This window comes from Cellulomonas sp. PSBB021, from assembly GCF_002240455.1.
Classification (GTDB): Bacteria; Actinomycetota; Actinomycetes; order Actinomycetales; family Cellulomonadaceae; genus Cellulomonas; species Cellulomonas uda.
The window spans coordinates 721,289-746,787 of the sequence record NZ_CP021430.1 but is presented as its reverse complement, the minus strand read 5'-3'; the positions used below and the strand labels follow the sequence as shown (position 1 = coordinate 746,787).

General features: G+C 75.0%; 23 protein-coding genes and 1 pseudogene. 4 read left to right on the top strand and 20 right to left on the bottom strand.

Annotation, left to right across the window (positions count from 1 at the left end; translation table 11 throughout):
• Positions 1-214: 214 nt before the first annotated feature.
• The 14 genes and pseudogenes from CBP52_RS03360 to mraZ form a co-directional block, all read right to left on the bottom strand.
• A complete protein-coding gene (locus CBP52_RS03360; RefSeq protein ID WP_232514742.1) occupies positions 215-916 on the bottom strand; it encodes a cell division protein FtsQ/DivIB in 702 nt (233 codons plus the stop codon).
• Positions 917-1,221: 305 nt separating this feature from the next.
• Positions 1,222-1,644, bottom strand: coding sequence for a glutamate ligase domain-containing protein (locus tag CBP52_RS18650; RefSeq protein WP_369826283.1), 423 nt, complete (start codon positions 1,642-1,644; stop codon positions 1,222-1,224).
• A 158-nt stretch (positions 1,645-1,802) separates the two neighbouring features.
• Positions 1,803-2,591 (bottom strand): annotated as a pseudogene (locus CBP52_RS18645) (Mur ligase domain-containing protein); the annotation flags it as partial.
• Between the two features lie 77 nt (positions 2,592-2,668).
• Positions 2,669-3,841, bottom strand: a complete 1,173-nt coding sequence (locus CBP52_RS03350; RefSeq protein WP_232514636.1) for a glycosyltransferase — start codon at positions 3,839-3,841, stop codon at positions 2,669-2,671.
• Complete coding sequence (ftsW, locus tag CBP52_RS03345; protein WP_094182105.1) at positions 3,834-5,135, bottom strand: putative lipid II flippase FtsW; 1,302 nt, start codon at positions 5,133-5,135, stop codon at positions 3,834-3,836. The genes CBP52_RS03350 and ftsW overlap by 8 nt, the downstream gene beginning before the upstream one ends.
• Before the next feature lie 5 nt (positions 5,136-5,140).
• The gene (murD, locus tag CBP52_RS03340; protein WP_094179823.1) at positions 5,141-6,661 is read right to left on the bottom strand and encodes a UDP-N-acetylmuramoyl-L-alanine--D-glutamate ligase; all 1,521 of its coding nucleotides are present in this window, start codon (positions 6,659-6,661) and stop codon (positions 5,141-5,143) included.
• Positions 6,662-7,744, bottom strand: a complete 1,083-nt coding sequence (gene mraY / locus CBP52_RS03335) for a phospho-N-acetylmuramoyl-pentapeptide-transferase (protein ID WP_094179822.1) — start codon at positions 7,742-7,744, stop codon at positions 6,662-6,664.
• Positions 7,741-9,231, bottom strand: a complete 1,491-nt coding sequence (murF, locus tag CBP52_RS03330) for a UDP-N-acetylmuramoyl-tripeptide--D-alanyl-D-alanine ligase (RefSeq protein WP_094179821.1) — start codon at positions 9,229-9,231, stop codon at positions 7,741-7,743. The genes mraY and murF overlap by 4 nt, the downstream gene beginning before the upstream one ends.
• Positions 9,228-10,823, bottom strand: coding sequence for a UDP-N-acetylmuramoyl-L-alanyl-D-glutamate--2,6-diaminopimelate ligase (locus CBP52_RS03325; RefSeq protein WP_094179820.1), 1,596 nt, complete (start codon positions 10,821-10,823; stop codon positions 9,228-9,230). The genes murF and CBP52_RS03325 overlap by 4 nt, the downstream gene beginning before the upstream one ends.
• A 62-nt stretch (positions 10,824-10,885) precedes the next feature.
• On the bottom strand, positions 10,886-12,406 hold the full coding sequence (locus tag CBP52_RS03320) for a penicillin-binding protein 2 (protein WP_232514635.1): 1,521 nt from the start codon (positions 12,404-12,406) through the stop codon (positions 10,886-10,888).
• Complete coding sequence (locus CBP52_RS18115; protein WP_232514634.1) at positions 12,382-12,771, bottom strand: hypothetical protein; 390 nt, start codon at positions 12,769-12,771, stop codon at positions 12,382-12,384. Before CBP52_RS18115 ends, CBP52_RS03320 begins: the two co-directional genes overlap by 25 nt.
• An 83-nt stretch (positions 12,772-12,854) precedes the next feature.
• Positions 12,855-13,277 carry a hypothetical protein gene (locus tag CBP52_RS03315; protein ID WP_094179819.1) on the bottom strand — a complete coding sequence of 141 codons (423 nt, stop codon included), beginning with the start codon at positions 13,275-13,277 and terminating at the stop codon, positions 12,855-12,857.
• Positions 13,274-14,290: a 16S rRNA (cytosine(1402)-N(4))-methyltransferase RsmH gene (rsmH, locus tag CBP52_RS03310; RefSeq protein ID WP_094179818.1), complete on the bottom strand. Its 1,017-nt coding sequence runs from the start codon at positions 14,288-14,290 to the stop codon at positions 13,274-13,276. The genes CBP52_RS03315 and rsmH overlap by 4 nt, the downstream gene beginning before the upstream one ends.
• 182 nt (positions 14,291-14,472) lie before the next feature.
• A complete protein-coding gene (mraZ, locus tag CBP52_RS03305) occupies positions 14,473-14,910 on the bottom strand; it encodes a division/cell wall cluster transcriptional repressor MraZ (protein WP_094182104.1) in 438 nt (145 codons plus the stop codon).
• A gap of 440 nt (positions 14,911-15,350) precedes the next feature.
• On the opposite strand from mraZ, the gene CBP52_RS03300 reads away from it, so the two are divergent.
• From CBP52_RS03300 to CBP52_RS03290, 3 genes are read left to right on the top strand one after another with little or no spacing between them, the layout of a single operon-like run.
• Entirely contained in the window at positions 15,351-16,352 is a 1,002-nt protein-coding gene (locus CBP52_RS03300) for a MoxR family ATPase (RefSeq protein ID WP_094179817.1), read from the top strand.
• Between the two features lies 1 nt (position 16,353).
• Positions 16,354-17,604, top strand: a complete 1,251-nt coding sequence (locus CBP52_RS03295; protein WP_094179816.1) for a DUF58 domain-containing protein — start codon at positions 16,354-16,356, stop codon at positions 17,602-17,604.
• Positions 17,601-19,970 (top strand): transglutaminase domain-containing protein, encoded by a 2,370-nt coding sequence (locus tag CBP52_RS03290; RefSeq protein ID WP_094179815.1) that lies wholly within the window; start codon positions 17,601-17,603, stop codon positions 19,968-19,970. Before CBP52_RS03295 ends, CBP52_RS03290 begins: the two co-directional genes overlap by 4 nt.
• A 131-nt stretch (positions 19,971-20,101) precedes the next feature.
• Here the strand turns inward: CBP52_RS03290 and CBP52_RS03285 are convergent, their stop codons facing one another.
• Genes CBP52_RS03285 through CBP52_RS03275 form a run of 3 tightly spaced genes read right to left on the bottom strand, consistent with a single transcriptional unit; the run spans position 20,102 to position 22,266 of the window.
• Complete coding sequence (locus CBP52_RS03285) at positions 20,102-20,515, bottom strand: DUF3040 domain-containing protein (RefSeq protein ID WP_094179814.1); 414 nt, start codon at positions 20,513-20,515, stop codon at positions 20,102-20,104.
• A 39-nt stretch (positions 20,516-20,554) separates the two neighbouring features.
• Positions 20,555-21,838 (bottom strand): DNA polymerase IV, encoded by a 1,284-nt coding sequence (locus tag CBP52_RS03280; RefSeq protein ID WP_094179813.1) that lies wholly within the window; start codon positions 21,836-21,838, stop codon positions 20,555-20,557.
• Positions 21,835-22,266 (bottom strand): SAV_6107 family HEPN domain-containing protein, encoded by a 432-nt coding sequence (locus CBP52_RS03275; protein ID WP_094179812.1) that lies wholly within the window; start codon positions 22,264-22,266, stop codon positions 21,835-21,837. The genes CBP52_RS03280 and CBP52_RS03275 overlap by 4 nt, the downstream gene beginning before the upstream one ends.
• 106 nt (positions 22,267-22,372) lie before the next feature.
• Between CBP52_RS03275 and CBP52_RS03270 the strand changes: the two genes are divergently transcribed.
• On the top strand, positions 22,373-23,293 hold the full coding sequence (locus tag CBP52_RS03270) for a spermidine synthase (protein WP_094179811.1): 921 nt from the start codon (positions 22,373-22,375) through the stop codon (positions 23,291-23,293).
• 170 nt (positions 23,294-23,463) lie between these two features.
• Here the strand turns inward: CBP52_RS03270 and CBP52_RS03265 are convergent, their stop codons facing one another.
• From CBP52_RS03265 to CBP52_RS03255, 3 genes are all read right to left on the bottom strand, one after another.
• Complete coding sequence (locus CBP52_RS03265; RefSeq protein WP_094179810.1) at positions 23,464-23,667, bottom strand: cold-shock protein; 204 nt, start codon at positions 23,665-23,667, stop codon at positions 23,464-23,466.
• Between the two features lie 317 nt (positions 23,668-23,984).
• The gene (locus tag CBP52_RS03260) at positions 23,985-24,920 is read right to left on the bottom strand and encodes a proteasome assembly chaperone family protein (protein WP_094179809.1); all 936 of its coding nucleotides are present in this window, start codon (positions 24,918-24,920) and stop codon (positions 23,985-23,987) included.
• Positions 24,921-25,061: 141 nt separating this feature from the next.
• Positions 25,062-25,496 carry a response regulator gene (locus CBP52_RS03255; RefSeq protein ID WP_094179808.1) on the bottom strand — a complete coding sequence of 145 codons (435 nt, stop codon included), beginning with the start codon at positions 25,494-25,496 and terminating at the stop codon, positions 25,062-25,064.
• Positions 25,497-25,499 lie beyond the last annotated feature (3 nt).

Below are 25,499 nucleotides of genomic sequence, written 5' to 3'. Positions count from 1 at the left end.
ACACGCCGCGGCGACGACCGCTCAAACCTTCACCCTCTACTTGAGGGTTATAGTTATGTCAGGTGTCCTGTCAGGGCGTGACGCTAGGTCGCGGCCACCCCCGGATCAACGACCGCGCGCGCGTGTCGCGCCGCGGGTTGCGCACATCCGTGCGCCGGGCTCGCGCGGGTCGCGGACGGGCGTCCGCAGGCACCCGCGACCGCGGTCCGACCCGTCACTCGATGATGGGCATGCGGGGTGCCGAGACGTCGACGACCTTCGCCCCCTCGACCGCGTCCGACCCCAGCAGCGTCGTGAGCACCGCCGCCTTCAGCGGCGTCTGCGCCGAGCTCCCCCAGTCGACCCGCAGGCCCCCGCGCAGCTTCATCGACACCGTGTCCTGCGTCTGCGCCGAGACCGAGCCCACGCGCGCCGCGAGCGGCGCCGGCAGCTGCTCGACGACGTCCAGCACCGCGCCGAGCGTGCGCGCGTCGCCCGCCGGCACGTCGACCACCGGTAGGGACTCGGGCGCCTTGGCGACGTGCCCGACCTGCACGCCCGCCACGTCGAGCAGCGTGAACCCCTTGCGCCCGTCGGCGGGCACCGCGGCCACCGGCTCCCGCGCGACGATCGTGATCGTCAGGCCGTGCGGCCAGTCGCGCGAGACCGCGACGTCCCGGACCCCGGGGACGTCGAGGACGTCCTGGCGGATCGCCCCCGTGTCGAGCCGCGGCAACGGCGTCTCGTCGCGGGCCTGCACCACCGCGCGCACCTCGTCGGCAGCGACGACCGAGTTGGCACCCTCGATCTCGATGGTCAGCTCGCGCGCGTCGAGCGCCAGCACGGGCGAGAAGAACAGCACCCACGCGAGCGCGCCGAGCACGACCACCGCGCTCACCAGCCCGACCGCCTGCCGGCGGGCGAGCGTGCGGCGCATGCGGGCCCGTTCCTCGAATCGGGCGGCCGAGGTGGTGGACACGACCGGCGGGACCCGGATGGCCACGCTCGGCGGCCCCCCGCGGCCCGCCGCTGCGCTCACGGACCGTGGCGGCGTGCGGGCCGGCACCGGTGCCGCGGGCTGGGGTGCTGCGGGCTTCGGCGCAGCCGTCCGCGCGGGCGTGGACGCCGGGACCGCCCCGTCCGGAGCCGCCGGGTCGGCCGGTCGCGACGTCACGACCCGCGGCGTCGGACGCGGGCGCGGCGACGGGCGCGGGACGGGCGGCCGCGGCGGCCGGGACGGGCTCATGACGCGTCCCGCTCCCTGGCGGCGAGGTGCTCGAGGATCTCCGGGCCGAGCGTCGTGACGTCGCCCGCACCGACCGTCAGCAGCAGGTCACCGGGACGTGCCGCGTCCGCGACCGCGCGCGCCGCGGCGTGCCGGTCCGGGACGAAGCTCGCCTTGCCGGGCGTCGGCACCCGGTCGACGACGAGCGCGCCCGACACGTCCGGGTCCGGGTCCTCGCGCGAGGCGTAGACGTCGGTCACGACGACGAGGTCCGCGAGGTCGAACGCCGCCCCGAACTCGGTCGCGAACGTGCGCGTGCGCGAGTACAGGTGCGGCTGGAACAGCGCGAGCACCCGACCCGCGCCGGCGACGGCCCGCGCGGTGCGCAACAGCGCCGCGACCTCGGTGGGGTGGTGCGCGTAGTCGTCGACGACGCGCACGCCCCCCACGGTCCCCCGGTCCTCGAACCGTCGCCCCGTCCCCGGAACGCGCCGAGCGCGTGCGCGGCGTCGGGCCCGGGCACTCCGAGGCGCACGAGCACGGCCCACGCTGCCGCCGCGTTCAGCGCGTTGTGCGTGCCGGGCACCGCGAGCGTGACCGTGGTCGCGCCCGTCGCGTCACGCGGCGTGACGTCGAACGTCCAGCGTGCGTCCTCCTGCGCGACGAGCTCGCCGACACGCACGTCCGCGTCGGCGGACCGGCCGTAGGTCAGCACGTCGACCCCCCGGGACGCGAGGTCGTCGGTCACGCGAGCGACGAGCCGGCGCGAGCCGTCGTCGTCCGCGCACGCGACGAGCAGCCCGCCGGGGCGCACCCGGGCGGCGAACGCGACGAACGCGTCCTCGAACGCCTCGCGCGTGCCGTAGTGGTCGAGGTGGTCGGGCTCGACGTTGGTCACGACCGACACGAGCGGCGCGTACGCGAGGAACGAGCCGTCGGACTCGTCGGCCTCCGCGACGAACGCCGCACCGGCGCCGTCGTGCCCGCCGCCCACCGGCCCCGCCTCGGTCAGGACGGTCCCGCCGATCGCGAACGACGGGTCGGCGCCGACCGCGAGCAGAGCCGTCGCGACCATCGCCGACGTCGTCGTCTTGCCGTGCGCGCCCGCGACCGCGACTCCGTCACGGTCCGCCATGAGGGACGCGAGCGCCTGCGAGCGGTGCAGGACCCGCAGCCCCGCCGCGCGCGCGGCGGCCAGCTCGGGGTTCGTCTCGCGCACGGCGGAGGACACGACGAGCGTGTCGACGTCGGCGACGAGCGCCGCGTCGTGGCCCACGTGCACGTCCACGCCCGCGGCACGCAGGCCGGGCAGGGCGGGTCCGTCGGCCGCGTCCGAGCCGCTGACGGCGAGCCCCCGTGCGGCGAGCAGCAGCGCGACCGCGGACATCCCCGCGCCACCGACGCCCACGAGGTGGACCCGTCCGAGGTCGCCGACCGGGACCGGCGCCGCCTGCTCGGGCGCGGTCACGCGGCACCGCCGTCGACCAGCTGCGCCTCGACGAGGTCGACCACCCGGCCCGCGGCGTCGGGCACGCCGACCGACGCGGCCGCCGCGGCCATGCGCCGACGCGCCGGCGCGGACCCCGGTCCGACGAGCAGCGCGGGCAGGTGCGCGGTGATCCACGCGGCGTCCAGCTCGTCGTCGGCCACGAGGAGCGCCCCGCCCGCCGCGACCACGGGGCCCGCGTTGCGACGCTGCTCGCCGTTGCCGATCGGGAGCGGCACGTACACCGCGGGCAGGCCGAGGGCCGCCACCTCGCACACCGTCCCGGCACCCGAGCGCGCGAGGACCACGTCCGCGCACGCGAGCGCCAGGTGCATCTCGTCGAGGTACTCGAGCACGTGGTACCGCGCGACCTGCTCGGCCGTGAGACCACCCTCCCGCGCGAGCGCGTCCCGCGCCGCGACGACGGGCCCGGACTTGTCGCGGCCCGTGAGGTGCAGCACCTGCACGCCCGCCGCGAGCAGGTCGCCGGCGGCGGACGCGACCGCCGCGTTGATGCTCGCCGCACCGAGCGAGCCGCCGGTGACCAGCAGCGTCGGGAGGTCCGGGTCGAGCCCGAGCGCACCCGCCGCGCTGCGCCGCGCGGCCGTCGCGTCCGCCGCACGGTCGGCGACCAGCGCCGCGACGGGCGCGCGCAGCGGGAGCCCCGTGACCACGGCACCCGGGAGCGACGTGCCCGGGAACGTGACCGCGACCGCACGGGCCCACCGCGCGCCCAGCCGGTTCGCGAGGCCCGGACGCGCGTTCTGCTCGTGCACCACGACGGGGACGCCGCGCCTGCGGGCCGCGAGGTACGCGGGCGTCGCGACGTAGCCGCCGAACCCGACCACCACCTGCGCGTCGTTCTCGTCGATCGCGCGACCGGCCGCGGCGATCGCCGCGCGCAGCCGTCCCGGCAGCCGGAGCAGGTCGAGCGACGGCCGCCGGGGCAGCGGCACGCGCGGCACCACCGCGAGCGGCAGACCCGCGGCGGGCACGAGGCGCGCCTCGAGCCCCTCCGCCGTGCCGAGCGCCGTCAGGGTCGCCCCGGGGTGCCGGCGACGCAGCTCGTCGGCCACCGCGACCAGCGGGTTGACGTGACCAGCGGTCCCGCCGCCCGCCAGGAGAACGGACACGGGGCGTGCGTCAGGCACGTCCACCACCTCTCGACGTCGTGGAAGATGCGGCCGTGCGCGACCGGTCGGGGCGCGCGAGGCCCCGGCCGAGCCCGACGACCGCGAGCGAGCGTCGCACGGCGCCCGCGCGCGCCGCGAGCGCGTCCGCCGCCCCGGGCTCGTCGCGCGCGAACGCGATGACGACGCCGAGCGCCGCGAGCGTCATGATGAGCGCCGATCCGCCCGCCGACACGAGCGGGAGCGGCACGCCGATGACGGGCGCGAGGCCGATGACGACGGCGATGTTGACGAACGCCTGGCCGACGATCCACGCGAGGACCGCGCCGGTGGCGACCTTGACGAACGGGTCGGGGTGGCGGCTGATGACGCGGATCATCGCGAACGCCAGCAGGCCGAACAGGCCGAGCACGATGAGCGTGCCCACCAGGCCCAGCTCCTCGCCGAGGATCGCGAAGATGAAGTCGTTGTGGGCCGCGGGCAGGTACGACCACTTCTCGCGGCTCTGCCCGAGCCCCAGCCCGCCGATCCCGCCGCTCGCCAACCCCCAGCTGCCGTGCAGCGTCTGGTAGCAGTCGGCCGACGCCGAGCACTCGTCGCCCCCGAGCCAGCTGCCGATGCGCTGCATGCGGTTCGGGCTGAGCAGGACCAGCGCCGCCACGGCGGCCCCGGCGAGCGCACCCGCCACCGCGAACATGCGCAGCGGCACGCCCGCGACGAACATCGCGCCCGCGACCAGGACGCACAGCACGAGCGCGGTACCCAGGTCGTGCCCCAGCAGGACCGCGCCGATCGCGAGCCCGGCGACCGGGACGGCCGGGACGAACACGTGCTTCCACTGCTCGAGGTACGGCTGCTTGCGCGCGAGCACGGCACCGAGCCACAGCGCGAGCGCGAGCTTGATCGTCTCCGACGGCTGGGCGGTGATGCCGCCGGGCAGTCGCACCCAGTTGGTGTTCCCGCCCGCGCCGGTGCCCAGCCCGAGGAACACGAGCGACTGGAACGCGACCGCGGCACCCAGCGCCGGCCACGCGATCCGCTTGAAGAACCGCACAGGCAACCGCGACAGCACGATCGCGATCGGCAGCCCCACGAGCGCGAACTTCGCCTGGTCGAGGAACACGGCGTACGCGTTGCCGTTCTTGTCCAGGGACTCGACGCTCGAGCTCGACAGGACCATGACCAGGCCGATCACCAGGAGCAGCGCGCTCGCACCGATGAGCACGTAATAGCTCGTGACGACGCTGTTCCAGTGGCCGAGCAGCGAACCGCGCGCGCGGGCGGACGCCGTCTCGGCGGCGGCGTCCTGCGGCACGGCGCTCACGCGCGTCCGCCCGCCCGCTCGCCTCCCTCGCCCACCGCCGCACGTGCGGCCGCGGCGAACGCGTCACCGCGCGCGGCGTACGAGGCGAACTGGTCCATGGACGCGCAGGCGGGCGCGAGCAGCACGGTCGTGCCGGTCGCTGGCCCGGGACGCACGAGGGTGCGCGCGGCGGCCACGGCGGAGGTCATCACGTCCCCAGTCTCACCGGGGACGATCTCGACCACGGGGACCTCGGGCGCGTGTCGGGCGAGCGCGTCACGCAGCGGCTCACGGTCCGCACCGATGAGGACGACTCCCGCGAGGCGGTCACGACGCGCGCGCACGAGGTCGTCGAACCGGGCGCCCTTGGCGAGCCCGCCCGCGACCCACACGACGCTCCCGGGCGGGAAAGCCCCGAGCGACGCGGCCGCGGCGTGCGCGTTCGTGGCCTTCGAGTCGTCGACGTAGCTGACGTCCACGGACCGGCCGTCGACCGTGAGCATCTGCCTGGCGACCGTCTCGATGCGGTGGTGACCGGGGGCGAACGAGCGCAGTCCCTCGCGCACGTGCGCGGGCTCGACGCCGTGCGCGAGCGCGAGCGCCGCGGCCGCGAGCGCGTCGGCGACGACGTGCGGCGGCACCGTGGCGTCGGGTCCGGCGAGCGCCGCGAGGTCGTCGAGCGTGCCGAGCTCGGCGGCGTGCGTGTGCCGCAGCCGCGCAAAGCCGCGGTCGACGAGCACGTCCTCGACGAGGCCGATCTGGCCCACGGCGGGCGTGCCGAGCGTGAACCCCACGGCGACCGCGCCGTCGACGACGTCCGCGTCCCGCACCATCTGCTCCGTGCGCGGGTCGGCGACGTTGTAGACGCACGCGAGCTGCGCGCGCTCGTAGACACGTGCCTTGTCGGCCGCGTACGCCTCGAGCGAGCCGTGCCAGTCGAGGTGGTCGGCCGCGACGTTGAGGACGGCGGCCGCCCGGGCGGACATGCTGTGCGTGTAGTGCAGCTGGAAGCTCGACAGCTCGACCGCGAGCACGTCGAGCGTCGGGTCCGTCACCGCGTGCACGATCGGCGTGCCGACGTTGCCGACCGCGAGCGCGTTGCGCCCCGCGGCCGTCAGGACCGACTCGAGCATCCCCACCGTCGTCGTCTTGCCGTTGGTGCCCGTGAGCGCGAGCCACGGTGCGGGTGCCCCGGACGGTCCCGGCACGCGTACGCGCCACGCGAGCTCGACCTCGCTCCACACCGGCGTCCCCTGGGCGGCGGCGGCCGCGAGCAGCGGGTGGTGCGGTGCGAGCCCGGGCGAGGTCACGACGAGGTCCGCGCGCGCGAGCCCACCGCCCGCGAGGTACTCGGCGCTCGAGACGGCCTCGTCGGACGCGTCGTCGACCGGCACGACGCGCGCGCCGCGCGCCGCGAGCACCTCCGCCGCCGCGCGCCCGGACACCCCCATGCCGGCGACGACGACGCGAGCGCCCTCGAGGTCGAGCGGGCGCCGCGCCGCGGCGTCGGGCCCTGCCTGGTCAGGTCCCTGCGTCACCTAGCCGGCCACCCACTCGCCGTAGAAGATCCCGACCCCGAGCGCGACGAACAGCCCGGCGATGATCCAGAACCGGATCACGATCGTGACCTCGCCCCAGCCGCCGAGCTCGAAGTGGTGGTGCAGCGGCGCCATCTTGAACACGCGCCGCCCGGTCATCTTGAAGAACCCGATCTGGATGACGTCGGACAGCACCTCGAGCACGAACAGGCCGCCGACGACCGCCGCGAGGATCTCGGTGCGCGTGAGGATCGACAGGCCCGCGAGCGCGCCGCCGAGCGCGAGGGAGCCCGTGTCGCCCATGAAGATCTTGGCGGGGCTCGCGTTCCACCACAGGAACCCGAAGCACGCACCGGTGATCGCCGCGGCCACGACCGCGAGCGCGAGCGGGTCGCGCGTCTCGTAGCAGCGCGGTCCCGCGGAGCCGAGGATCTGGCACGACTGGTTGAACTGCCACACGCAGATGACGACGTACGCGCCGAACACGATGAGCGAGACACCCGTGGCGAGACCGTCGAGACCGTCGGTGAGGTTCACCGCGTTGGACCACGCCGTGATGAGGAAGTTCGCCCAGATCACGAACAGGATCAGGCCGATCGTCGCGCCCGCGAACGCCAGGTCGATGCCCGTGTCGCGGATGAACGAGATCTTGGTCGACGCGGGCGTGCGGAACAGGTCGTTCGGGAACTGCAGCGCCGCGACGGCGAACGCGACGCCCACGAGCCCCTGGCCGACGATCTTCCACCGGGCCTTGAGGCCGAGGCTGCGTTGCCGGCTGATCTTGATGAAGTCGTCGAGGAAGCCGACGAGCCCGAGCCCCGTCATGAGGAACAGCACGAGGATCTCGGACACCGACGGCTCGGTGCCGGTGAGCAGCAGCGCGGCCGCCCAGCCGAGCAGCGTCGCGCCGATGATGACGACGCCGCCCATGGTCGGCGTGCCGCGCTTGGTGAAGTGCGCGGTCGGTCCGTCCTGGCGGATGAACTGCCCGTACTGCCGGCGCACGAGGAACCGGATGAACAGCGGCGTCCCGAGCAGCGCGACGAGCATCGCGACGCCGCCCGAGATGAGGACGGCCCTCACGAGCCGCTCACCCCCGCCGGTTCGTCCGTCCCGGCCGTCGCGGCCGGGTCGGCCGTGAGGATGTCACCGAGCCGCCACAGGCCCGCGCCGTACGACGACTTCACGAGCACGACGTCGCCCGCGCGCAGTTCGTCGGCCAGGAACGCCGCTGCGGCGTCCACGTCGTCCGCGAGCGCGACCTCGTCCCCCCAGCTGCCCTCGTGGTTGGCGCCGTCGCGGATCGCCCGCGCGCCCTCGCCCACCACGACCGTCAGACCGATGTTGAGGCGCACCGCGAGCCGGCCGATCGCGTCGTGCGCCTCGCGCGAGCCGTCACCGAGCTCGAGCATCTCGCCGAGCACGGCGATGGAGCGCCGGTCCCGGCCGGCGACGACCGCGAGGGCCTTGAGCGCGGCGCGCATCGAGTCGGGGTTGGCGTTGTACGAGTCGTCGATGACCGTCACGCCGTCGGCGCGGTCGACGACGTGCATGCGGTGCGGCGACAGCGCGTCCGCGCCGGACAGCCCGGTCGCGACCTCGTCGAGCGTCAGGCCGGCGGTGAGCGCCGCGGCCGCGGCCGCCAGCGCGTTGTGCACGTGGTGCTCCCCCACGAGCCGCAGCGCGACGTCCGCCTGCGCGCGCTCGGGCGTCCCGTCGCCGACGACGAGCGTGAAGCGCGCACGGCCCGCGCGGTCGACGCGCACGTCGGTGGCGCGCACCCAGGCACCCTGGGACTGGCCGAACGTCACGACCTCGCCGGGTGCGAGCGCGGCCATCGCGACGACGCGCGGGTCGTCCGCGTTGAGCACCGCGACACCCTCGGGCAGGAGCCCCTGGACGATCTCGGACTTCGCCCGTGCGACGTCCTCGATCCCGCCCCCGAACCCGCCGAGGTGCGCGTGGCCGACGACGAGCACCACGGCGACGTCCGGCGGCGCGATGCGGGTGAGGTACGTGAGGTGACCCGGGCCGGAGGCACCCATCTCGAGCACCAGGAAGCGCGTGCTCTCGTCGGCGCGCAGCACCGTCAGCGGCAGCCCGATCTCGTTGTTGAAGGACCGCACCGGTGCGACCGTCGGGCCGGCCGCGCCGCACAGCTGCGCGAGCAGGTCCTTCGTCGTCGTCTTGCCGACGGAGCCCGTGACGCCGACGACGCGCAGCCCGGAGCCGCCGGGCGCGAGCGCCGCCTCGCGCAGCTGCGCGAGCACGTCGCGCGCGAGGTCGCCCAGCGCGACCTCGACGTCGGGCACGACGACCGTCGGGAGCGCCGAGCCGTCCTCACCCGTGAGGGGACGCGCGGCCAGCACCGCGGCGGCGCCCGCCGCCACGGCCGCGGCCGCGAAGTCGTGACCGTCCACGTGCTCCCCGGGCAGCGCGACGAACAGCCCGCCCGGCTCGACGTCGCGCGAGTCCGTGACGACGGCGCCCGCCACCACCTGCGCGTGCGCGACGCCGTGCAACGTCCCGCCGGTCGCCTCCGCGATCTGCGCGGCGGTCAGCGCGATCACGCGGCACCGCCCGCGGCGGGCAGCGGCGGTGCGTCCGCCAGGCCGTCGGCGACGGCCTGCAGGTAGACGTCTCGGTCGTTGTACCGGTGGAACACTCCGGCGATCTCCTGGGTCGGTTCGTGGCCCTTGCCCGTGACGATCACGGTGTCCCCCTCGCCCGCGAGCGCGACGCCGAGGCGCAGCGCCTGGGCGCGTGGGGACACCTCGTGCACGTCCGCCAGGTCGGGCCGCGCCTGACGCACGCCGGCCAGGATGGCGGCGCGGATCTCGCCCGGGTCCTCCGAGCGAGGGTTCTCGTCGGTCACGACGAGGACGTCGGCGAGCCGGGCGGCGATCTCGCCCATGATCGGGCGCTTGCCGCGGTCCCGGTCGCCGTCGGAGCCGAACACGATGACGAGCCGGCCGGGCGTGATCGGCCGCACGGCCTCGAGCGCGAGGACGAGCGCGTCGGGCGTGTGCGCGTAGTCGACGATGCCCAGGGGGCGGCCGGGCGCGCGCTCGATGACGCGCTCCATCCGGCCGGGCACGGCGTGCGCGCCGCCGATCGCGTCGATCGCCGTCGCCAGGTCGACGCCCGCCGCGTGGGCGAGCACGATCGCGAGCGCGGCGTTGGACACGTTGACGAGGCCCGGCAGCGGGCTCGCGGCCACGTGCTCGGTGCCGTCCGGGCCGCGCAGCGTGAACGTCGAGCCCACGCCGTCGAGCCCGACGTCGGCCGACACGACCGCCCAGTCCGCCTCCGCCGCCGCGGGGTCGCCCACGTGCGTGGCGAGGGACTCCACCGGGATCCGCGCCTCGCGCACGAGCCGCCGGCCCCACTCGTCGTCGACCACGACGACGCCGCGACGCGCCTGACCCGGCTCGAACAGCCGCGCCTTGTCGCGGAAGTAGCCCTCCATGTCGCCGTGGAAGTCGAGGTGGTCGCGCTGCAGGTTCGTGAAGCCGACGACGTCGAACGTCGTGCCCGCGACGCGGTGCAGCGCGAGCGCGTGCGACGAGACCTCCATCGCGACGGCGGTCGCGCCGCGCTCGACGGCGAGCGCCAGGACGTGCTGCAGCACGGGAGCCTCGACCGTGGTGCGCGGGCTCTCGATCGCCTGCGACCCGATGCGCAGCTCGACCGTACCGAGCACGGCCGTGGTGGGGTGGATCGCCCGCAGCGCCGCGTCGACGAAGTAGGTCGTGGTCGTCTTGCCGTTGGTGCCCGTCACGCCCACCGTGCGCAGGTGCTGCGCGGGGTTCCCCGCGACGTGCGCGGCGAGCGGTCCGGCGAGCGCGCGCGGGTCGTCGGCGAGCAGGACGGGGACCCGCTGCGCGAGGTCCCCCAGCTCGGCCACGCCCGCGGCGTCGGTGACGACCGCCACGGCCCCGGCGTCGACGGCCTGCGCCGCGAACCGAGCCCCGTGCACGCGTGCGCCCGCCACGGCCACGAACAACTCACCGGTGCCGACGTCGTCGGACGCCATGGTCACGCCGTGGACCGTGGTGCCCGCGATGTCCGCACCGACGCTGACCAGCGAGAACGCGTCCACCAGAGCAGCGAGGGGGAGGTCGGCGGGACGCGTGGGTCGCATCCGTGCCGTCGAGGTCATGGGGAGGAATCTACCGTGGACACCGTCCCCCGACGCGCCGCCGGCCACCGCCGTGGCCGGGCTCACCACGTCGTGGGGAACAGCGTGGCCTTGGTCCCCGAGGGCGGGACGCCCAGCTCGCTCAGCGCGTACGCACCGATCTTGCTGAACACCGGCGCCGCGACGACGCTGCCGTACTCCGAGGTCCGCGGGTTGTGCAGGATCACGCTGATCGCGAGGCGCGGCTCGTCCGCAGGGACGACCCCGATGAACGACGCCGTGATGCCCTGCTTGCCGCCGTTGATCCAGTTCTGCGCCGTGCCGGTCTTCCCGGCCACGCGGTAGCCCGGGATCGACGCCGTCGAGCCGGTCCCCTCGTCGACGACCGACTCGAGCATCGTCATCACCGTCGCCGCGGTCTCCTGGGAGATGATGCGCGTGCGGGCCGCCTTCTTCGACGCGGTGAACGTCCCGTCGGGCGCGGTCCAGCCCTTGACGACGTGCGGCTGCACCCGGACCCCGTCGTTCGCGACGGTCGCCAGCACCTGCGTCGCCTGGATCGCGTTCACCGAGACGCCCTGCCCGAAGAGCACCACGTACGGCGTGCGCGCGTTGTTGCGGTCGCCGAACAGGCCCGCGGACTCCCCCGCCAGGTCGATGCCCGTCCGGGAGCCGAACCCGAACCGCTCCAGCCACCGGTAGCGCTGCTCGACCGTCAGCTTGGAGCCGATCTGCACCGTGCCGGTGTTGGACGACTCCGCGAGCACGCCCGCGGTCGTCAGGTGCTGCGTCTCGTGCTCGTGCGAGTCCTTGAACGTCTGGCCGTTCTCGACCGTCAGCTTGTACGGCACGGTCCACCGGTCCGTCGGCGTGACGAGACCCTCCTCGAGCACCGCCGCCATCGTGATGACCTTGCCCGTCGAGCCCGGCTCGAACACGTTGGAGACGGACGGTGCGAGCGAGCCGCCCGCCGAGTCGCCCGGCTTGTTCGGGTCGCGCGTGCCGGAGTCGGCGAGCGCGAGCACCTCGCCCGTGCGCACGTCCATCACGACGATCGTGCCGGAGTCGGAGCCGGTCGCGGCGACCTGCTCGGTGAGCAGGCTCTCCGCCTTCCACTGGATGTCGGAGTCGATCGTGAGGGTCGCGGAGTCGCCCTGCGTGGCCGGAGTGCCCTCGAAGTACCCGCCGGGGACCTGCTGGCCCTTGGCGCCGCGCTCGAACACCTCGGTGCCGGGTGTCCCCTTGAGACGGTCGTCGAGCGACGCCTCGAGCCCCTCCAGCCCCTGCCCGTTGGAGTTCACGAAGCCGATGATGTTCCCCGCGAGCGGACCGTTGGGGTACACGCGGTCCGCGACCTTGTCCACGTTGATGCCCGGCAGCCGCATCGCGAAGATCTCGCGCGCCACCTGCGGGAGCACGCCCTTCTGGAGGTACTTGAAGCTCCGCGTGCCGACGAGCTCGCCCCCCAGCACCGCGGCGTCCGCCCCGAGCAGCGGCGCGAGGCGCTTCGCGACGCCGAGCGCGCCGTCCGGGTCGTCGGGCGCACCCTTGCCGCGGTACTCGCCGACCAGGCGCTGGTTCACCGAGATGTCGTACCGCTCCACGGACGTCGCGAGCGCGACGCCGTCCCGGTCCGTGATCTGCCCCGGGCGCCGATGATCGAGATGGTCGACAGGCGCTCGTCGCGCGCCTGCTGGGCGACGGACGGCCCGCGGACCGCCTGCACGTACACCAGCCGCCCGGCGAACACGGCGACGACCAGGACGACCGCGACGGCGAGCACGACGAGGCGAGCCCGCCGCCCCGCGCGTCCGGGCCGCGGCGGCCGCGGGACCACGATCGGGGGGCTCGTCGCCCCCCTGCCCCGAGGCGCGGCGGCACCCGGACGCGCCCCCGCGCGGACGGTCTCGACCGTCTCGCGCGTGGGCTGACGCCCGGCGGGCGGCCGACGCGCCGTCGTGGAGCTCACGGAGCCACTGTGCCTGCTGGCGGTCCGGGCGCCCGGACCGCCACGCGGGGTACGGGAACCCGGCCGCGCGGAGACGTCCGTCATCAGCGCCCGCCGGCGGCGCCCTGCACCGTGCCGTCGGAGAGCCGGATCCAGCCCGTGCCCTCCGACGGGACCATCCCGAGCGCGCCCGCCGACTTCGCGAGCTCGGCCGGCGAGCCCTTCGCGTCGAGCGCCGCGGACAGGTCCTTGGCGTCCTGGTCGAGGCGACCCAGCTCGATCCCCAGGTCGTACTTCTCGTACGAGTTCTTCGCCATCTGCGTGTTGAGCAGCAGCGCACCGAGCAGCGCCGCGGCGAGGACGCCCATGCACACGAGCACGAACGGCACCCGCGTGCGGGCGTGCGACGGCGCGCGCACGAGCCGCAGGCGCGGCGCCGCCGGCTGACGTGCGGGGGCCGGCGCGGCGGTGGCGCCGTACGGGCGGGCCGGAGCGGGGTACGCGCGTGCTGCGCTGCTGGCGCTCATGCTGCCCTCCTCGGTGCGGGACGCAGGTGGTCCGGTGTGGTGCGAAGACGTTCTGCCGCGCGCAGCCGCACCGACTGCGAACGGGGGTTGCGGGCGAGCTCGGCCTCGTCGGCCTCCTCCGCTCCGCGGGTCACCAGCCGCAGGTACGGCTGGTGCGTGTCCGGGACCACCGGCAGGTCGGGTGGTGCGCTCACGCTCGCGCCGAGCGCGAACGTCTGCTTCACCATCCGGTCCTCGAGCGACTGGTACGCCTCGACGACGATCCGGCCGCCGACCGCGAGGGCCTCGACCGACTCGGGCAGCGCCCGCGCCAGCGCGTCGAGCTCGTGGTTGACCTCGATGCGCAGCGCCTGGAACGTGCGCTTGGCCGGGTGCCCGCCGGTCGCGCGGGCCGCCGCGGGGATCGCGGCGCGCACGAGGTCGACGAGCTCGCCCGTGCGTGCGAGCGGTGCCGTCGCGCGTGCCCGCACGATCGCCCGGGCGATCCGCGGGGCGAACCGCTCCTCGCCGTACGTGCGCAGCACGCGCGCCAGGTCGCGCTCGTCGTACGTGTTGAGGACGTCCGCGGCCGTCGGGCCGGTCGTGGCGTCCATGCGCATGTCGAGCGGCGCGTCCTGGGCGTAGGAGAAGCCGCGCTCGACCTCGTCCAGCTGCAGCGACGAGACGCCGAGGTCCATGAGCACGCCCTGCACCGCGGGGATCGACAGGTCCGCGAGCACGTCGCGGATCTCGTCGTACACCGCGTGCACGCCCGTGAACCGGTCGCCGAACGGCGCGAGCCGCTCGCTCGCGAGCGCGATCGCCTGCGGGTCCCGGTCGAGGCCGACGACCCGCACGTGCGGGAACCGGCGCAGCACGCCCTCGGTGTGCCCGCCCATGCCGAGCGTGGAGTCGACCATGACCGCGCCCTCGACCTCGAGCGCGGGGGCGAGCAGCTCCAGGCACCGCTCGAGCAGGACGGGCACGTGCCGCTCGGCCGCGCCGCGTGCGTCGGGGTTCGTCGGGGTGTCCACGTGCTCCTCCTCTCGTCGGTCGCGGGTGCGGGTGTGGTTGCGGTTGTGGGTGGGTGATGGTCGGGCGGCCCCTCCGCCGTCCGACCAGATCCCCCACCGGCCCTCTGCCGCGGGGAAGTGCGGCAGAGCGGTCGGGAGGAGATCTCGTCGGGCGGGAGCCGGGCACGTGCGGGACCGGTGGGTCACCACCGCCCTTGCGGGAAGACCTCCTCGGTCGCGTCGGCGTATCCGGCCTCCTGCTCGGCGAGGTAGGTCTCCCAGGCCTGCAGGTCCCAGATCTCGACGCGCGTCCCGGCGCCGATCACGGCGACGTCGCGGTCGAGGCCCGCGTACTGGCGGAGCATCGGCGGGATCGACACGCGCCCCTGCTTGTCGGGCAGCTCGTCGTTCGCGCCGGACAGGAACACGCGCAGGTAGTCGCGGGCCTGCTTGCTCGTCACGGGCGCCTGCCGGAGCTGGTCGTGGTAGCGGCGGAACTCGTCGAGCGGCAGCAGGAACAGGCACCGCTCCTGACCCCGCGTCATGACCAGACCCTGTGCGAGCTGGGGCCGGAACTTGGCCGGGAGGATGAGCCGCCCCTTGTCGTCGAGACGCGGCGTGTAGGTGCCCAAGAAGGGCATGCCGGAGCCGAGGACGCCGACCGTCTCATGCGACACCACGCCTCCCTCCGAGCAGCCGACGCGGCGGCGGGGAACCGCCCGGAGGGGACCTGCTCCCCGCCTCACCACGTGCCTCCACGGTACTCCACTTCCCTCCACAAGCACGTCGAAAATCGGCGGTTTCACCCTCGTGGCGCAGCGTTTGCGCAGGTCAGCGCCGGTGGTGAGGAGTGGAGGAAGATTTCCGACACGCGTCCTGTTTCGCCGGGCAAGCGCCCACCCGCCGTGCCGTCAGGGCCGCCTCCTCCCGCTCTGTCCGGGTATGTCCCGTGCCCCGGCTGCGTGTCGTGGCGCGCACGTGGAGGGAAGTGGGGACCCACCCCCGGGTGGAAGTCCGCCCGAGTCGTCCCGCGACCGGCGAGCCGCACCGTAGGCTCGGACCCGACCGCAAGGAGGCGCCCATGCTGCAGTCCGTTCCCTCGTCCGACGAGCTCACCGACCTCGTCGGGACGACCGACCGGATGCGTTCCGCCATCGAGCACGTCGTGACAGGACGGCCCGAGCTCGTCCGCACCACGCTCGCCGTGCTGCTGGCCGAGGGGCACCTGCTCCTCGAGGACGTGCCCGGGGTGGGCAAGACCACGCTCGCCAAGGCCCTGGCCCGGACGATCGACTGCACCGTCGGACGCATCCAGTTCACGCCCGACCTCATGCCGAGCGACCTCACGGGCGTCAACATCTTCCGGGCGCAGACCAACGAGTTCGAGTTCCGGCCCGGCCCGGTCTTCGCGCACGTCGTCATCGGCGACGAGATCAACCGCGCGTCGCCCAAGACCCAGTCCGCGCTGCTCGAGTGCATGCAGGAGGGCCAGGCGACCGTCGACGGCCGCACCTACCGCCTGCCGCGGCCCTTCTTCGTCGTCGCGACGCAGAACCCCGTCGAGATGGAGGGGACCTACCCGCTCCCCGAGGCGCAGCGCGACCGGTTCATGGCGCGCCTCACGGTCGGGTACCCGAGCGTCGAGGCCGAGCTCGCCATGCTCGACCAGCAGGAGACGTCCGACCCGCTCGCCGGCCTCACGCCCGTCACCGACGCGGAGCACGTCGCCCGGCTGGTCGACGTCACGCGTCGGCTGTACGCGTCGGCCGCCGTCAAGCGGTACGTCGTCGACCTCGTCGGTGCCACGCGCGAGGAGCCCGGGCTCCGCCTCGGCGCGTCGCCGCGCGCCGCGATCCAGCTCCTGCGCGCCGCCAAGGGGCTCGCGGCGATCGACGGCCGTGACCACGTGCTCCCCGACGACGTGCAGCAGCTCGCGTCGTCCGTGCTCGCCCACCGGCTCCTGCCCAGCACCGAGTCCCGGCTGTCCGGACGGTCGACCGAGTCGATCGTCGAGGGACTCGTCGCGCGCGTGGCGGTGCCGACCGCCGACGTCGCGGGCGTGGGCGCGCGGCGCGCGGTCTGACATGCGGCTGCAGCCCACGCTGCGCGGCTGGGCGCTCGGCGCGACCGGTCTGGTCCTCGTCCTGCTCGGGATCGGCGCCGGGTCGCGCGACCTCGTCCGCATCGGCGCGGTCGCGCTCGTCGTCGTCGCGGCGGCCGCGGGGCTCGTCGCCTGGCTCGACGCGGGCGGCACGCGGCGCCCCCTGGGCGTGCGGCGCGTGGTGACGCCCAACCCGGTGCACGCGGGCGAGCGCGTCGGCGTCGAGGTCCACATCACCTCCTCGGACCCGTCGGGACGCGCCCGGCTGGCGGGGCTCAAGTTCGCCGAGCAGGCCGCCACCGAGCTGTCCGCGGGACGCCCGCTGCGCGCCCGGGTGCACCGCTCCCCCGGCTCGGTCGTCGTGTCCTACGGCGTGCAGACGGCACGCCGCGGGCGGTGGCCGCTCGGACCGCTCGTCGTGACCAGGACCGACCTGTTCGGCACCGTCGCGAGCACCACCACGCTCGGCGAGCAGGCCGAGGTCACCGTGTGGCCGACGGTCGTCCCCCTGCCGGCGCCGACCGACGTGCTCGTCGGCGAGCCCGACCGTGTCGCGCTCGGCGCCCGCTCCCCGTCGACCGACGACGCGTCCCTGCGCGACTACCGCGAGGGCGACGACCTGCGCCGCGTGCACTGGCGCAGCAGCGCGCGCCGCGGCGAGCTGCTCGTGCGGTCCGACGAGCGCGCCGGGATGCGCCCCGTGTCCGTCCTGCTCGACCTGCCGTACCGCGGCACGCACCTCGAGTGGACGATCTCGCTCGCGGCGTCCATCGCGCTCGCGATGCTCGACGCGGGCCACCCCGTGCGCCTCCTCGACGGCGTCGGCGCGCACAGCACCACGACCGGCGTGCCGTTCCTGCACACGCGGCACGACGGCGCGCGCGCCGCGCTGCTCGACCGTACCGTCGACCTCGAGGCGCCGCGCACCTCCAACGAGGCTCAGGCGCGGCTCGTCGCGGGGGCGCACCTGCTCGAGAGCACCGAGGCCGGGGGCGAGATCGTCCTCGGCGTGCTCGGGCCGCTCGGCGCCGGCGCCCGCACCGCCCTCGCGCACGTCGCGGACACCGCGCAGGGCTGGGCGGTCGTGCGCAGCGACCCGCAGCAGACCGGCGGGCAGCGCGACGCGCGAGCGACCGTCGACGCGCTGCAGCGCGCCGGGTGGCGCGCGTGCGAGGCCGCCCCCGGCGAACCCCTGCTCGACTGCTGGCTGCGACTGCTCGGGAGCGCGCGATGAGCCCCCTGCACACCACACCGCCGCGCGGGTGGCGCGCCGTCGCCACCACCGCCCTGTGCGTGCTCGGGACGATCACGTCCCTGCACGCGCTCACCAACCTGCTCGGCACCGTGCCATGGCGCGGGCCCGTCATCCTGCTCCTGCTCGTCACCGCCGCGGCGGTCGCCGTCGTGCGGTCCGTGACCCGCACCGTGTGGGTCCCGACCGTGGTCGGGCTCGTCGTCGCCACCGTCGCTGTGCTGCTGCGGTACGGGGCGCCGCCCGGACGCCTGCAGCTCGTGCCCGACCTCTCGTCGTGGGAGCGCACCAGCGCCCTGTGGTCGCAGGGTGTGCACCTCGTCGAGGTCGCGGTCGTCCCCGTCGACGTCGTGCGACCGCTCGAGCTGCTGCTCGCGGTCGGTGCGCTGCTCGTGTTCCTCGCGGCGGACCTGCTCGCCGTCGGCCTCGCGATGCCCGCGCTCGCCGGCGTCGCGTTCGCCGCGATGTGGACCCCGACGATCGTGCTCGAGTTCCCCGGCCGCGGCTCCGCGATCCTCTGGACCGGCCTGGTCTACCTGCTCCTGCTCGCCCTGAGCGTCGCGCCCCAGCAGACCCGCGCCGACAACGCCCGGCGTGCGGGGAGGGCGACCGCCTCCGCGGTCGCGGTCGTCGCCGTCGCGCTCGTCGCGGGCCCCGTGCTCGCCGCCCTGCCCGGCTGGTCGGCGTGGGGACTGCCGCAGTTCGGCTCCGGCGCGGGCGGCCCCGTCGACCTCGCGGCCGACCTCGACGTGCGCGCGAGCCTCGGCGGACGCACCGACCGGGCCGTGCTGCTCTACCAGGTCCACGCGCCGGGCCAGGACGAGGACGCCCCCGCCCCCACGCCGAGCACCACCGCCGCGCCCGCCGTCAACGCGAACTCCGTCGGCCCGCTGCGCGCCATGACGCTCCTGTCGTTCGACGGACGCTCGTGGCACGCCGACTCCGACTCCGGCCGGTCGCTCGAGATCGGGGCGCTCCCCGGCCTGCTCTCCCCCGACCCGGACCGCCTCGGCACCGAGCCGGACGCCGAGCGCGGGACCCTCGCCGTCGTCGACGTGGAGGTCGGCGCGCTCGAGGACGACCAGCTGCCCATCCCGGTCTTCCCTCGGACGCTCATGATCGACGGTGACTGGACGTACGACCCCGTGCGCGACCAGGTCGACGGGTCGGGCGACACGTACGAGGGCCAGCAGTACTCCATGGTCGTCGAGATCCCGTCCCTCACCGCCGACGACCTCGCCGACGCCCGCGTGGGCGACCCGGGCGACCCACGCGCTCTCGAGGTGCCCACGAGCTCCCACGCCGGGGACATCCGCGACCTCGCCGTCGAGCTGACCCGCGACGCCGACACGCCCTACGAGTCCGCGATGGCCCTGCAGTCGTACCTGCGCTCCGCCGCGAACTTCACCTACGACACCCGCGTCGCCCCCGCCCGGACCGACGACGCCGTCTGGGACTTCCTGGAGTCCCGTCAGGGCTACTGCGTGCAGTTCGCGACCGCGATGACCGTGATGGCCCGCTCGATCGGCATCCCCGCGCGCGTCGGAGTCGGGTTCCTGCCCGGCTCGTCCGACGACGGCACCTACGTCATCACCGGTCAGCAGTCGCACGCGTGGCCCGAGCTGTACTTCGAGGGCCACGGCTGGGTGCGGTTCGAGCCGACGCCCGCCATCCAGACCGGCGCGCCGCCCCCGTGGAGCGACCCGCTCCTCAACGCGGGTGGCGGCGCCCGTCCCACGCAGGAGGCGCTGCCCACCGCCCAGCCCGGTCCCGCCGCGACCGGCCAGGCCCCCGCCGCTCCGCGCACCGGGAGCACCACGCAGGACGACACCTGGGTCCCCGTCGCCGTGACCGTCGCCGTCGTCCTCGCGCTCGCCGCGCTGGTCGTCACGCTCATCACCCGGCGACGCGCGCGCGTGCTCGCCGACCTCACCCCCGAGCAGGCCTGGACGCGGCTTCGACGCTCGCTCGGGCGGTTCGGGATCCGCTGGTCCGCCGCGACCACGCCGCGCTCCGCCGTCGCGTCCGTGCAGCGCCAGGTCTCCGCGCTCGCCGGGCGGCCGCTCGGCGATGACGCGGTCGCGGCGCTCCATGAGCTCGCGCACGCGCTCGAGCTCTCGCGCTACGCCCCCCAGCCGCCGCTGGCGACCCCCGGCGCCGCGGCCGGGGACGTCGAGCGCGTCCTGGCCGGTGTGCGTGCGGCCGGCGTGACCCGCTCCGGCGCGGTCGCGCACACCGTGCGCTCCCTCCCCGGTGCGGCCTGGCTACGCCGGCGACGCGTGCGGCGCTCGCGCGCGGCGCAGCGACCGGCCGAGCGCGCCGGCGCACACACCGGTTCGGGCGACTGACGCCGCGCGTCCGCTGACACTGCGGAGCGCCCGCCTCCGGGTCACCGGGGCAGGCGCTCATGCCCGTCGGTCCGCCGACTCCCAGACGTCCCGAGGGCCGTGAAAAGGGCGGGAAGGGAGGCGTGCCGGGATCAGAGGCCGCCGTGCTCGCCGCGGCGGCGGTCCCAGCGGTCCTCCATGCGTGCCATGAAGCCCTGCCCCTTGGGCCGGCGCCCCTGCGACTGCTTGTGTCCCGACGCCTTGCGCACGGAGCCGTCGTCAGCGACGACCCCGGTCGGCCCGGAGGCGCGGTGCGGGCGCGCGAACGCATACGCGACCGCGGCGAACATGACGATGAAGCCGAGCACGCCGAGGAGGGGCAGGCTCCCGGCGGCGCCGATGACGAGCAGCAGGAGCCCGAGAGCCGCACCGATCCCGGCCACGACGTAGCGCCCCACAGCCCGCCGACCGCGCTGGGTGAGCGTGTTCGCCAGGCGTGGGTCGTCGGACGCGAGCTGGCGCTCCATCTGCTCCAGGACGCGCTGCTCGTACTCAGAGAGAGGCATCCCGACCCCCGATGGTCTGTGTCGACGAACGTGTCGGGTTCAGGATAGATCCGCCACCTGGAAGGTGGTAGTCGAGCGGTCGGTGGACGGCGCGTCGAGAGCCGCCCCGGAGCGGATCGCGAGCGTCCCGAACCGGTCCCGCACCTCGTCCATCGCGCGCTCGGCCTCCCGCCGCGCCTGCGCCGGACCTGGGCCCTCCCCGGCGACGTCGTCGAGCGTCGGCTGAAGCGCCGCCTCGGCGACCGCGGACAGCGAGTCGACCCGCACACCCACCAGCCGTACGGGCAGTCCCCGCAGGTCCACGCCCGCCAGGAGCGTGCGCGCGGCGAGGTAGATCTCGCGTCCGACGTCCGTGGGGGTCGCGAGCGTGCGCGAGCGTGTGAGCGTACGGAAGTCCGACGTGCGGACCTTCACGGTCACCGTCCGCCCGACCAGCCCGCGCTGCCGCAGGCGACGCGCACACCTGTCGGAGAGGTCCAACGCCTTCGCCTGGACGACCCCGAGATCGTGCTCGTCCGTGACGAACGTCTCCTCCGAGCCGATCGACTTCTCCTCGCGTCCCGGCTGGACCGGCCTCGGGTCCCGGCCCCACGCGAGGTCGTGCAGGTGTGCACCGGCCACCTTGCCGATCGCCCGCTGCACCGTCGCGACGTCGCAGTCCGCGAGCTCCGCGACCGTCGTGATCCCCCACCGCGCGAGCGCCGCCTCGGTGCGCTCGCCGACGCCCCAGAGCGCACCGACGGGCAGCTCGCGCAGGAAGGCGACGGTCGCGGCCTTGGGGACGAGCAGGACGCCGTCGGGCTTGGCGTGCCCCGACGCGAGCTTGGCGACGAACTTGGTCGCCGCGATGCCGACCGAGCACGTGATCCCGTAACGCCGGTGCACGGTCTCGCGCACGGCTGCGGCGATCTGCGTCGGCGGGCCGAGCCGGCGCCGCGCGCCGGAGACGTCGAGGAACGCCTCGTCGACGCTCACCTGCTCCACGAGCGCCGTGACGTCCGACAGCACCTCCATCACGCCGACCGACACCTCGTGGTAGGCCCGGTGGTCGGGTGGCACGACCACGGCCTTCGGGCACAGCCGCAGCGCGGCCGTCATCGGCATCGCCGAGTGGACGCCGTACGCCCGTGCCTCGTACGTCGCGGCGAGCACCACGCCACGCGCGGCGCCGCCCACGATCACGGGTCGGCCGCGCAGCTGGGGTCTACGGGCGAGCTCGACCGACGCGAAGAACGCGTCCATGTCGACGTGCAGGACCGAGCACCCGTCCTCGCTCGACCCCCAGTCGCGCCGGACGTGCTCCGCGCGCGGACCGCGGCTCATGACGCCCGCACGGCGAGCATCCGAGGACCGGTGCCGATCTCGGCCTCCGCGTCCTCCGCGAGCACGAGCTCGCGCGCGGCGTCGACGAGGTCCTCCGCGGCGCACAGCGTCCGCTCCGCGCGCTCGTCGTCCACGAGGTCGAACCGGCCGGCGTCGACCGCGGAGCGCAGCGCCGCACCGTCGGCGAAGAACTGCGCGAGCGGGGCGAGCTCCGGGGCTACACGGGTGAGCATCCCCCAGACGGTCCGCGGCGCGCCGCGCCCGGACGGGGTGCCCCGCCGCGCGAGGACCGCCGCACCCGCACGCAGACCGGCGAGGTGCGCGTGACCGAGCCGCTCCCACGGCTCGGTCGAGTACTGGGCGGCGAGCAGCTCGGCGTCGGCACGCCCCAGCAGCTCCTGAGCGCGTCCGCTGTGGATCACCGCCATGCCCGCCACCTCATCTCTCACCGCCCACCTGTGGAACCAGTATCGAACGCCTGTTCGAGTTCCGTCAACCCCGGCGGTCGCGGTCCGCCCGCCTAGAGTCGGCACCATGCCCGACCGAGCACGACGCCCAGGCTCCCACCGACCTCCGACACCCCGTCCGCTGCCCGGACGCGGTCGCGGCCGCCAGGGTGCCCGCACGCAGCGCGAGACCTGGCCGGTCGGGCCCGTCGAGATCCCCACGGGCACCGTCGAGGTCGTGCCGGACCCGGACCACGCGGCGGGGGCCACGCTGCTCGTCAACGGCGTGCCGAGCTCCTACGTCGACCTCGACGACCCCGGCGTGCTGGCGTTCGAGTACATGCAGCAGATGGCGCTCGTGGTCGACGCGCTGCGCCCCGGCGAGCCGCTCGACGTCGTGCACCTCGGCGCCGCGGGCTGCGCGCTCGCGCGCGCCATCGACTGGACGCGGCCGGGCTCGCGCCAGGTCGCGGTCGAGCTCGACGCGCGTCTGCCGGAGCTCGTGCGCACCTGGTTCGGGCTGCCGCGCTCCCCCGCGCTGCGCATCCGCGCGGGGGACGCCCGCGCCCAGCTCGCGCTGCTGCACGGCGCCTCGGCCGACGTCGTCGTGCGCGACGTGTTCGCGGGCGACACGACCCCGGGGCACGTCACGACCGTCGAGATGGTCCGCGACGTGGCGCGGGTCCTGCGTCCCGGTGGCGCCTACCTCGTCAACTGCGCCGACGGTGCCGACCTCGTCCGGGCACGCAGCGAGGCCGCGACCCTCACCGAGGTGTTCGCCGACGTCGTGGCGATCGCGGAGCCCGCGCTGCTGCGCGGACGGGGGTACGGCAACGTCGTGCTGGCCGCGAGCGACGACCCCGACCTGCTGGCCGTCGCCGGGCTGGCGCGCGCGGTCCGCAGCCTCCCGGCCCCCGCGCGCCTGCTGCGCGGCGACGAGCTGCGCGCGCTCGTCGGGGACGCGGCCGTGCTCCGGGACCCGCCACCGGACCCGCAGGACGCCGCCTGACGAGCACCGGGTGGGCGGCGGGGGCGCACCCGCTCCGCGGACCCGCTCGGGGATTGGGTCAGGGACCTGGCCAGGGACCTGGTCGAAGAACCCGTGCGGAGGACGACGAAGGGGCCGCCGTCACGGCGGCCCCTTCGCGGAGTCGTGCACGCGCCAGGGCGCGGCGGCACTCAGAGGGGGCGGACCTCCTCGGCCTGCGGACCCTTCTGGCCCTGCGTGATCTCGAACTCGACGCGCTGACCCTCCTCGAGGGAGCGGTAGCCCTGCGACTGGATCGCGGAGTAGTGGACGAAGACGTCGGCGCCGCCGCCGTCCTGGGCGATGAACCCGTAGCCCTTCTCAGCGTTGAACCACTTGACAGCACCCTGTGCCATGTCTTGCTTCCTTGTCGTTCCACTCGGTGACGCGTGCGGACCTGCTCCGCACGCGCTGCCGCAATGCCTCACGTCCTGCACCGGGTGGGCCAGCCTCGCGGCTGGTGGGACACCCGCTCCCGAGCCGGGGAGACCCCGGGGAGCGAGGGCACCGGTCAAGCGATCACGCCACTGCAACGGGCCGATCCTTGCACCGGGGATGTGTGCTGCGCCACGCCTGGAAGCGCCCGTCCGCCCACGATTCGACAACGATTGGGTAAACACCCGGGGCACGCTGGTCCTATCGGGTGACCGGGCGTGCCGCGCGTCGGGCTCCCTCAGTCGGTCGTGTCGTCGCGCTGCTGCGCGAGGAAGCGCTCGAACTCGGCGCCCAGCTCGTCGGCGGTCGGCAGGTCCGACGCCTGCGCCAGCAGGCTCGTGCGGCCCGCGCTGCGGCTGAAGGCGTCGTACTGCTCCTCGAGCGCGGACACCAGCTGGCGCACCTCGTCGGACTGCTCCACCTGACGCTCGATCTCGAGGGTCGCGTCGGTCGCGGCCGCCTCCAGCTCGCCCGTCCGCAGGTCGAGGCCGGTCGCGCGCTCCACGGCGCGCAGCCCCGCGATGGTCGCCTGCGGGTACTGCGACTGCGCCAGGTAGTGCGGCACGTGCACCGCGAAGCCCACCGCGTCGTGACCGGCCTGCCCGAGCCGGTACTCGAGCAGCGCTCCCGCGCTCGCCGGGACCTGGACGGTGCCGAACCAGGACGGGTGGTCCGCGACGAGCTCGTCGCGCGTCGCGTGGGCGGTGAACGACACGGGTCGCGTGTGCGGCAGACCCATGGGGATGCCGTGCAGCCCGACGGTGAGGGGCACGTCGAAGCGCTCGACGAGCTCGCGCACCGCCGCCACGTACCGCTCCCACTGCACGTCCGGCTCGTGGCCGTGCAGGAGCAGGAACGGTACGCCCTCGGCGTCGCGCACCAGGTCGACGACGAGCTCGGGCTCGGCGTACGCCGACCACGTGCTCGCGTCGAACGTCATCATGGGGCGGCGCGAGCGGTAGTCGACGAGCTGGTCGGTGTCGAACGTCGCGAGCCGCGTGTGCGCGAGCTCCTCGACCAGGTGCTCGACCGCGAGCTGCCCGGCGGCGCCCGCGTCGACGAACCCGCGCACCGCGTGCACGAGCACGGGGCCCGAACCCTGCGCCAGGGAGCGGGCGCGGACCTCGGCAGCGACCGCCGGGTCCACCTGGTAGATCTCGCTGGGGTCCAGCATCGTCGTGGGCGCTCCTGTCGTCCTGAGGTCTACCGGCCGTCGGCCGGACGTCTGCGCACCTCAACGCGTGCGCCCCGGCGAGGATTCCCACCGGGGCGCACGAGGAGACCGCGCCCGCGGGGCGGGCGGCGTCAGGAGGGGTCAGTGCTGGGGCAGCCGCACGACCTCGACGAAGAACTCGTCGATCTGCCGGACGACGGTGATGAACGCGTCGAAGTCGACCGGCTTGGTGACGTAGGCGTTCGCGTGCAGCGCGTACGACCGCACGACGTCCTCCTCGGCCTCCGACGTCGTGAGCACGACGACCGGGATCGCCCGCAGCCGCTCGTCGGCCTTGAGGGCCTGCAGCACCTCGCGCCCGTCCATGCGCGGCAGGTTGAGGTCGAGCAGCACCAGGTCCGGCGTGGGCGCGTCCGCGTGCTCACCCTCCTTGCGCAGGTAGGCGAGCGCGCTGACGCCGTCGGCCATGACGGTCAGGGTGTTGCGCACCTTGTTGTGCTCGAAGGCCTCGCGCGTCATGAGCACGTCGCCGGGGTCGTCCTCGACGAGCAGGACGTCGATGGTCTTGCGTGGCATCAG

Coding starts and splice junctions, on each gene's coding strand:
- CBP52_RS03275 (WP_094179812.1), bottom strand. CDS start 22,266: ATGGCGGTGATCCACAGCGGACGCGCTCAGGAGCTGCTGGGGCGTGCC.
- CBP52_RS03255 (WP_094179808.1), bottom strand. CDS start 25,496: ATGCCACGCAAGACCATCGACGTCCTGCTCGTCGAGGACGACCCCGGC.
- CBP52_RS03260 (WP_094179809.1), bottom strand. CDS start 24,920: ATGCTGGACCCCAGCGAGATCTACCAGGTGGACCCGGCGGTCGCTGCC.
- mraZ (WP_094182104.1), bottom strand. CDS start 14,910: ATGCCCTTCTTGGGCACCTACACGCCGCGTCTCGACGACAAGGGGCGG.
- CBP52_RS03325 (WP_094179820.1), bottom strand. CDS start 10,823: ATGACCTCGACGGCACGGATGCGACCCACGCGTCCCGCCGACCTCCCC.
- CBP52_RS03265 (WP_094179810.1), bottom strand. CDS start 23,667: ATGGCACAGGGTGCTGTCAAGTGGTTCAACGCTGAGAAGGGCTACGGG.
- CBP52_RS03290 (WP_094179815.1), top strand. CDS start 17,601: ATGAGCCCCCTGCACACCACACCGCCGCGCGGGTGGCGCGCCGTCGCC.
- CBP52_RS03315 (WP_094179819.1), bottom strand. CDS start 13,277: ATGAGCGCCAGCAGCGCAGCACGCGCGTACCCCGCTCCGGCCCGCCCG.
- CBP52_RS03300 (WP_094179817.1), top strand. CDS start 15,351: ATGCTGCAGTCCGTTCCCTCGTCCGACGAGCTCACCGACCTCGTCGGG.
- CBP52_RS03285 (WP_094179814.1), bottom strand. CDS start 20,515: ATGCCTCTCTCTGAGTACGAGCAGCGCGTCCTGGAGCAGATGGAGCGC.
- CBP52_RS03280 (WP_094179813.1), bottom strand. CDS start 21,838: ATGAGCCGCGGTCCGCGCGCGGAGCACGTCCGGCGCGACTGGGGGTCG.
- CBP52_RS03360 (WP_232514742.1), bottom strand. CDS start 916: ATGCGCCGCACGCTCGCCCGCCGGCAGGCGGTCGGGCTGGTGAGCGCG.
- CBP52_RS03270 (WP_094179811.1), top strand. CDS start 22,373: ATGCCCGACCGAGCACGACGCCCAGGCTCCCACCGACCTCCGACACCC.
- CBP52_RS03295 (WP_094179816.1), top strand. CDS start 16,354: ATGCGGCTGCAGCCCACGCTGCGCGGCTGGGCGCTCGGCGCGACCGGT.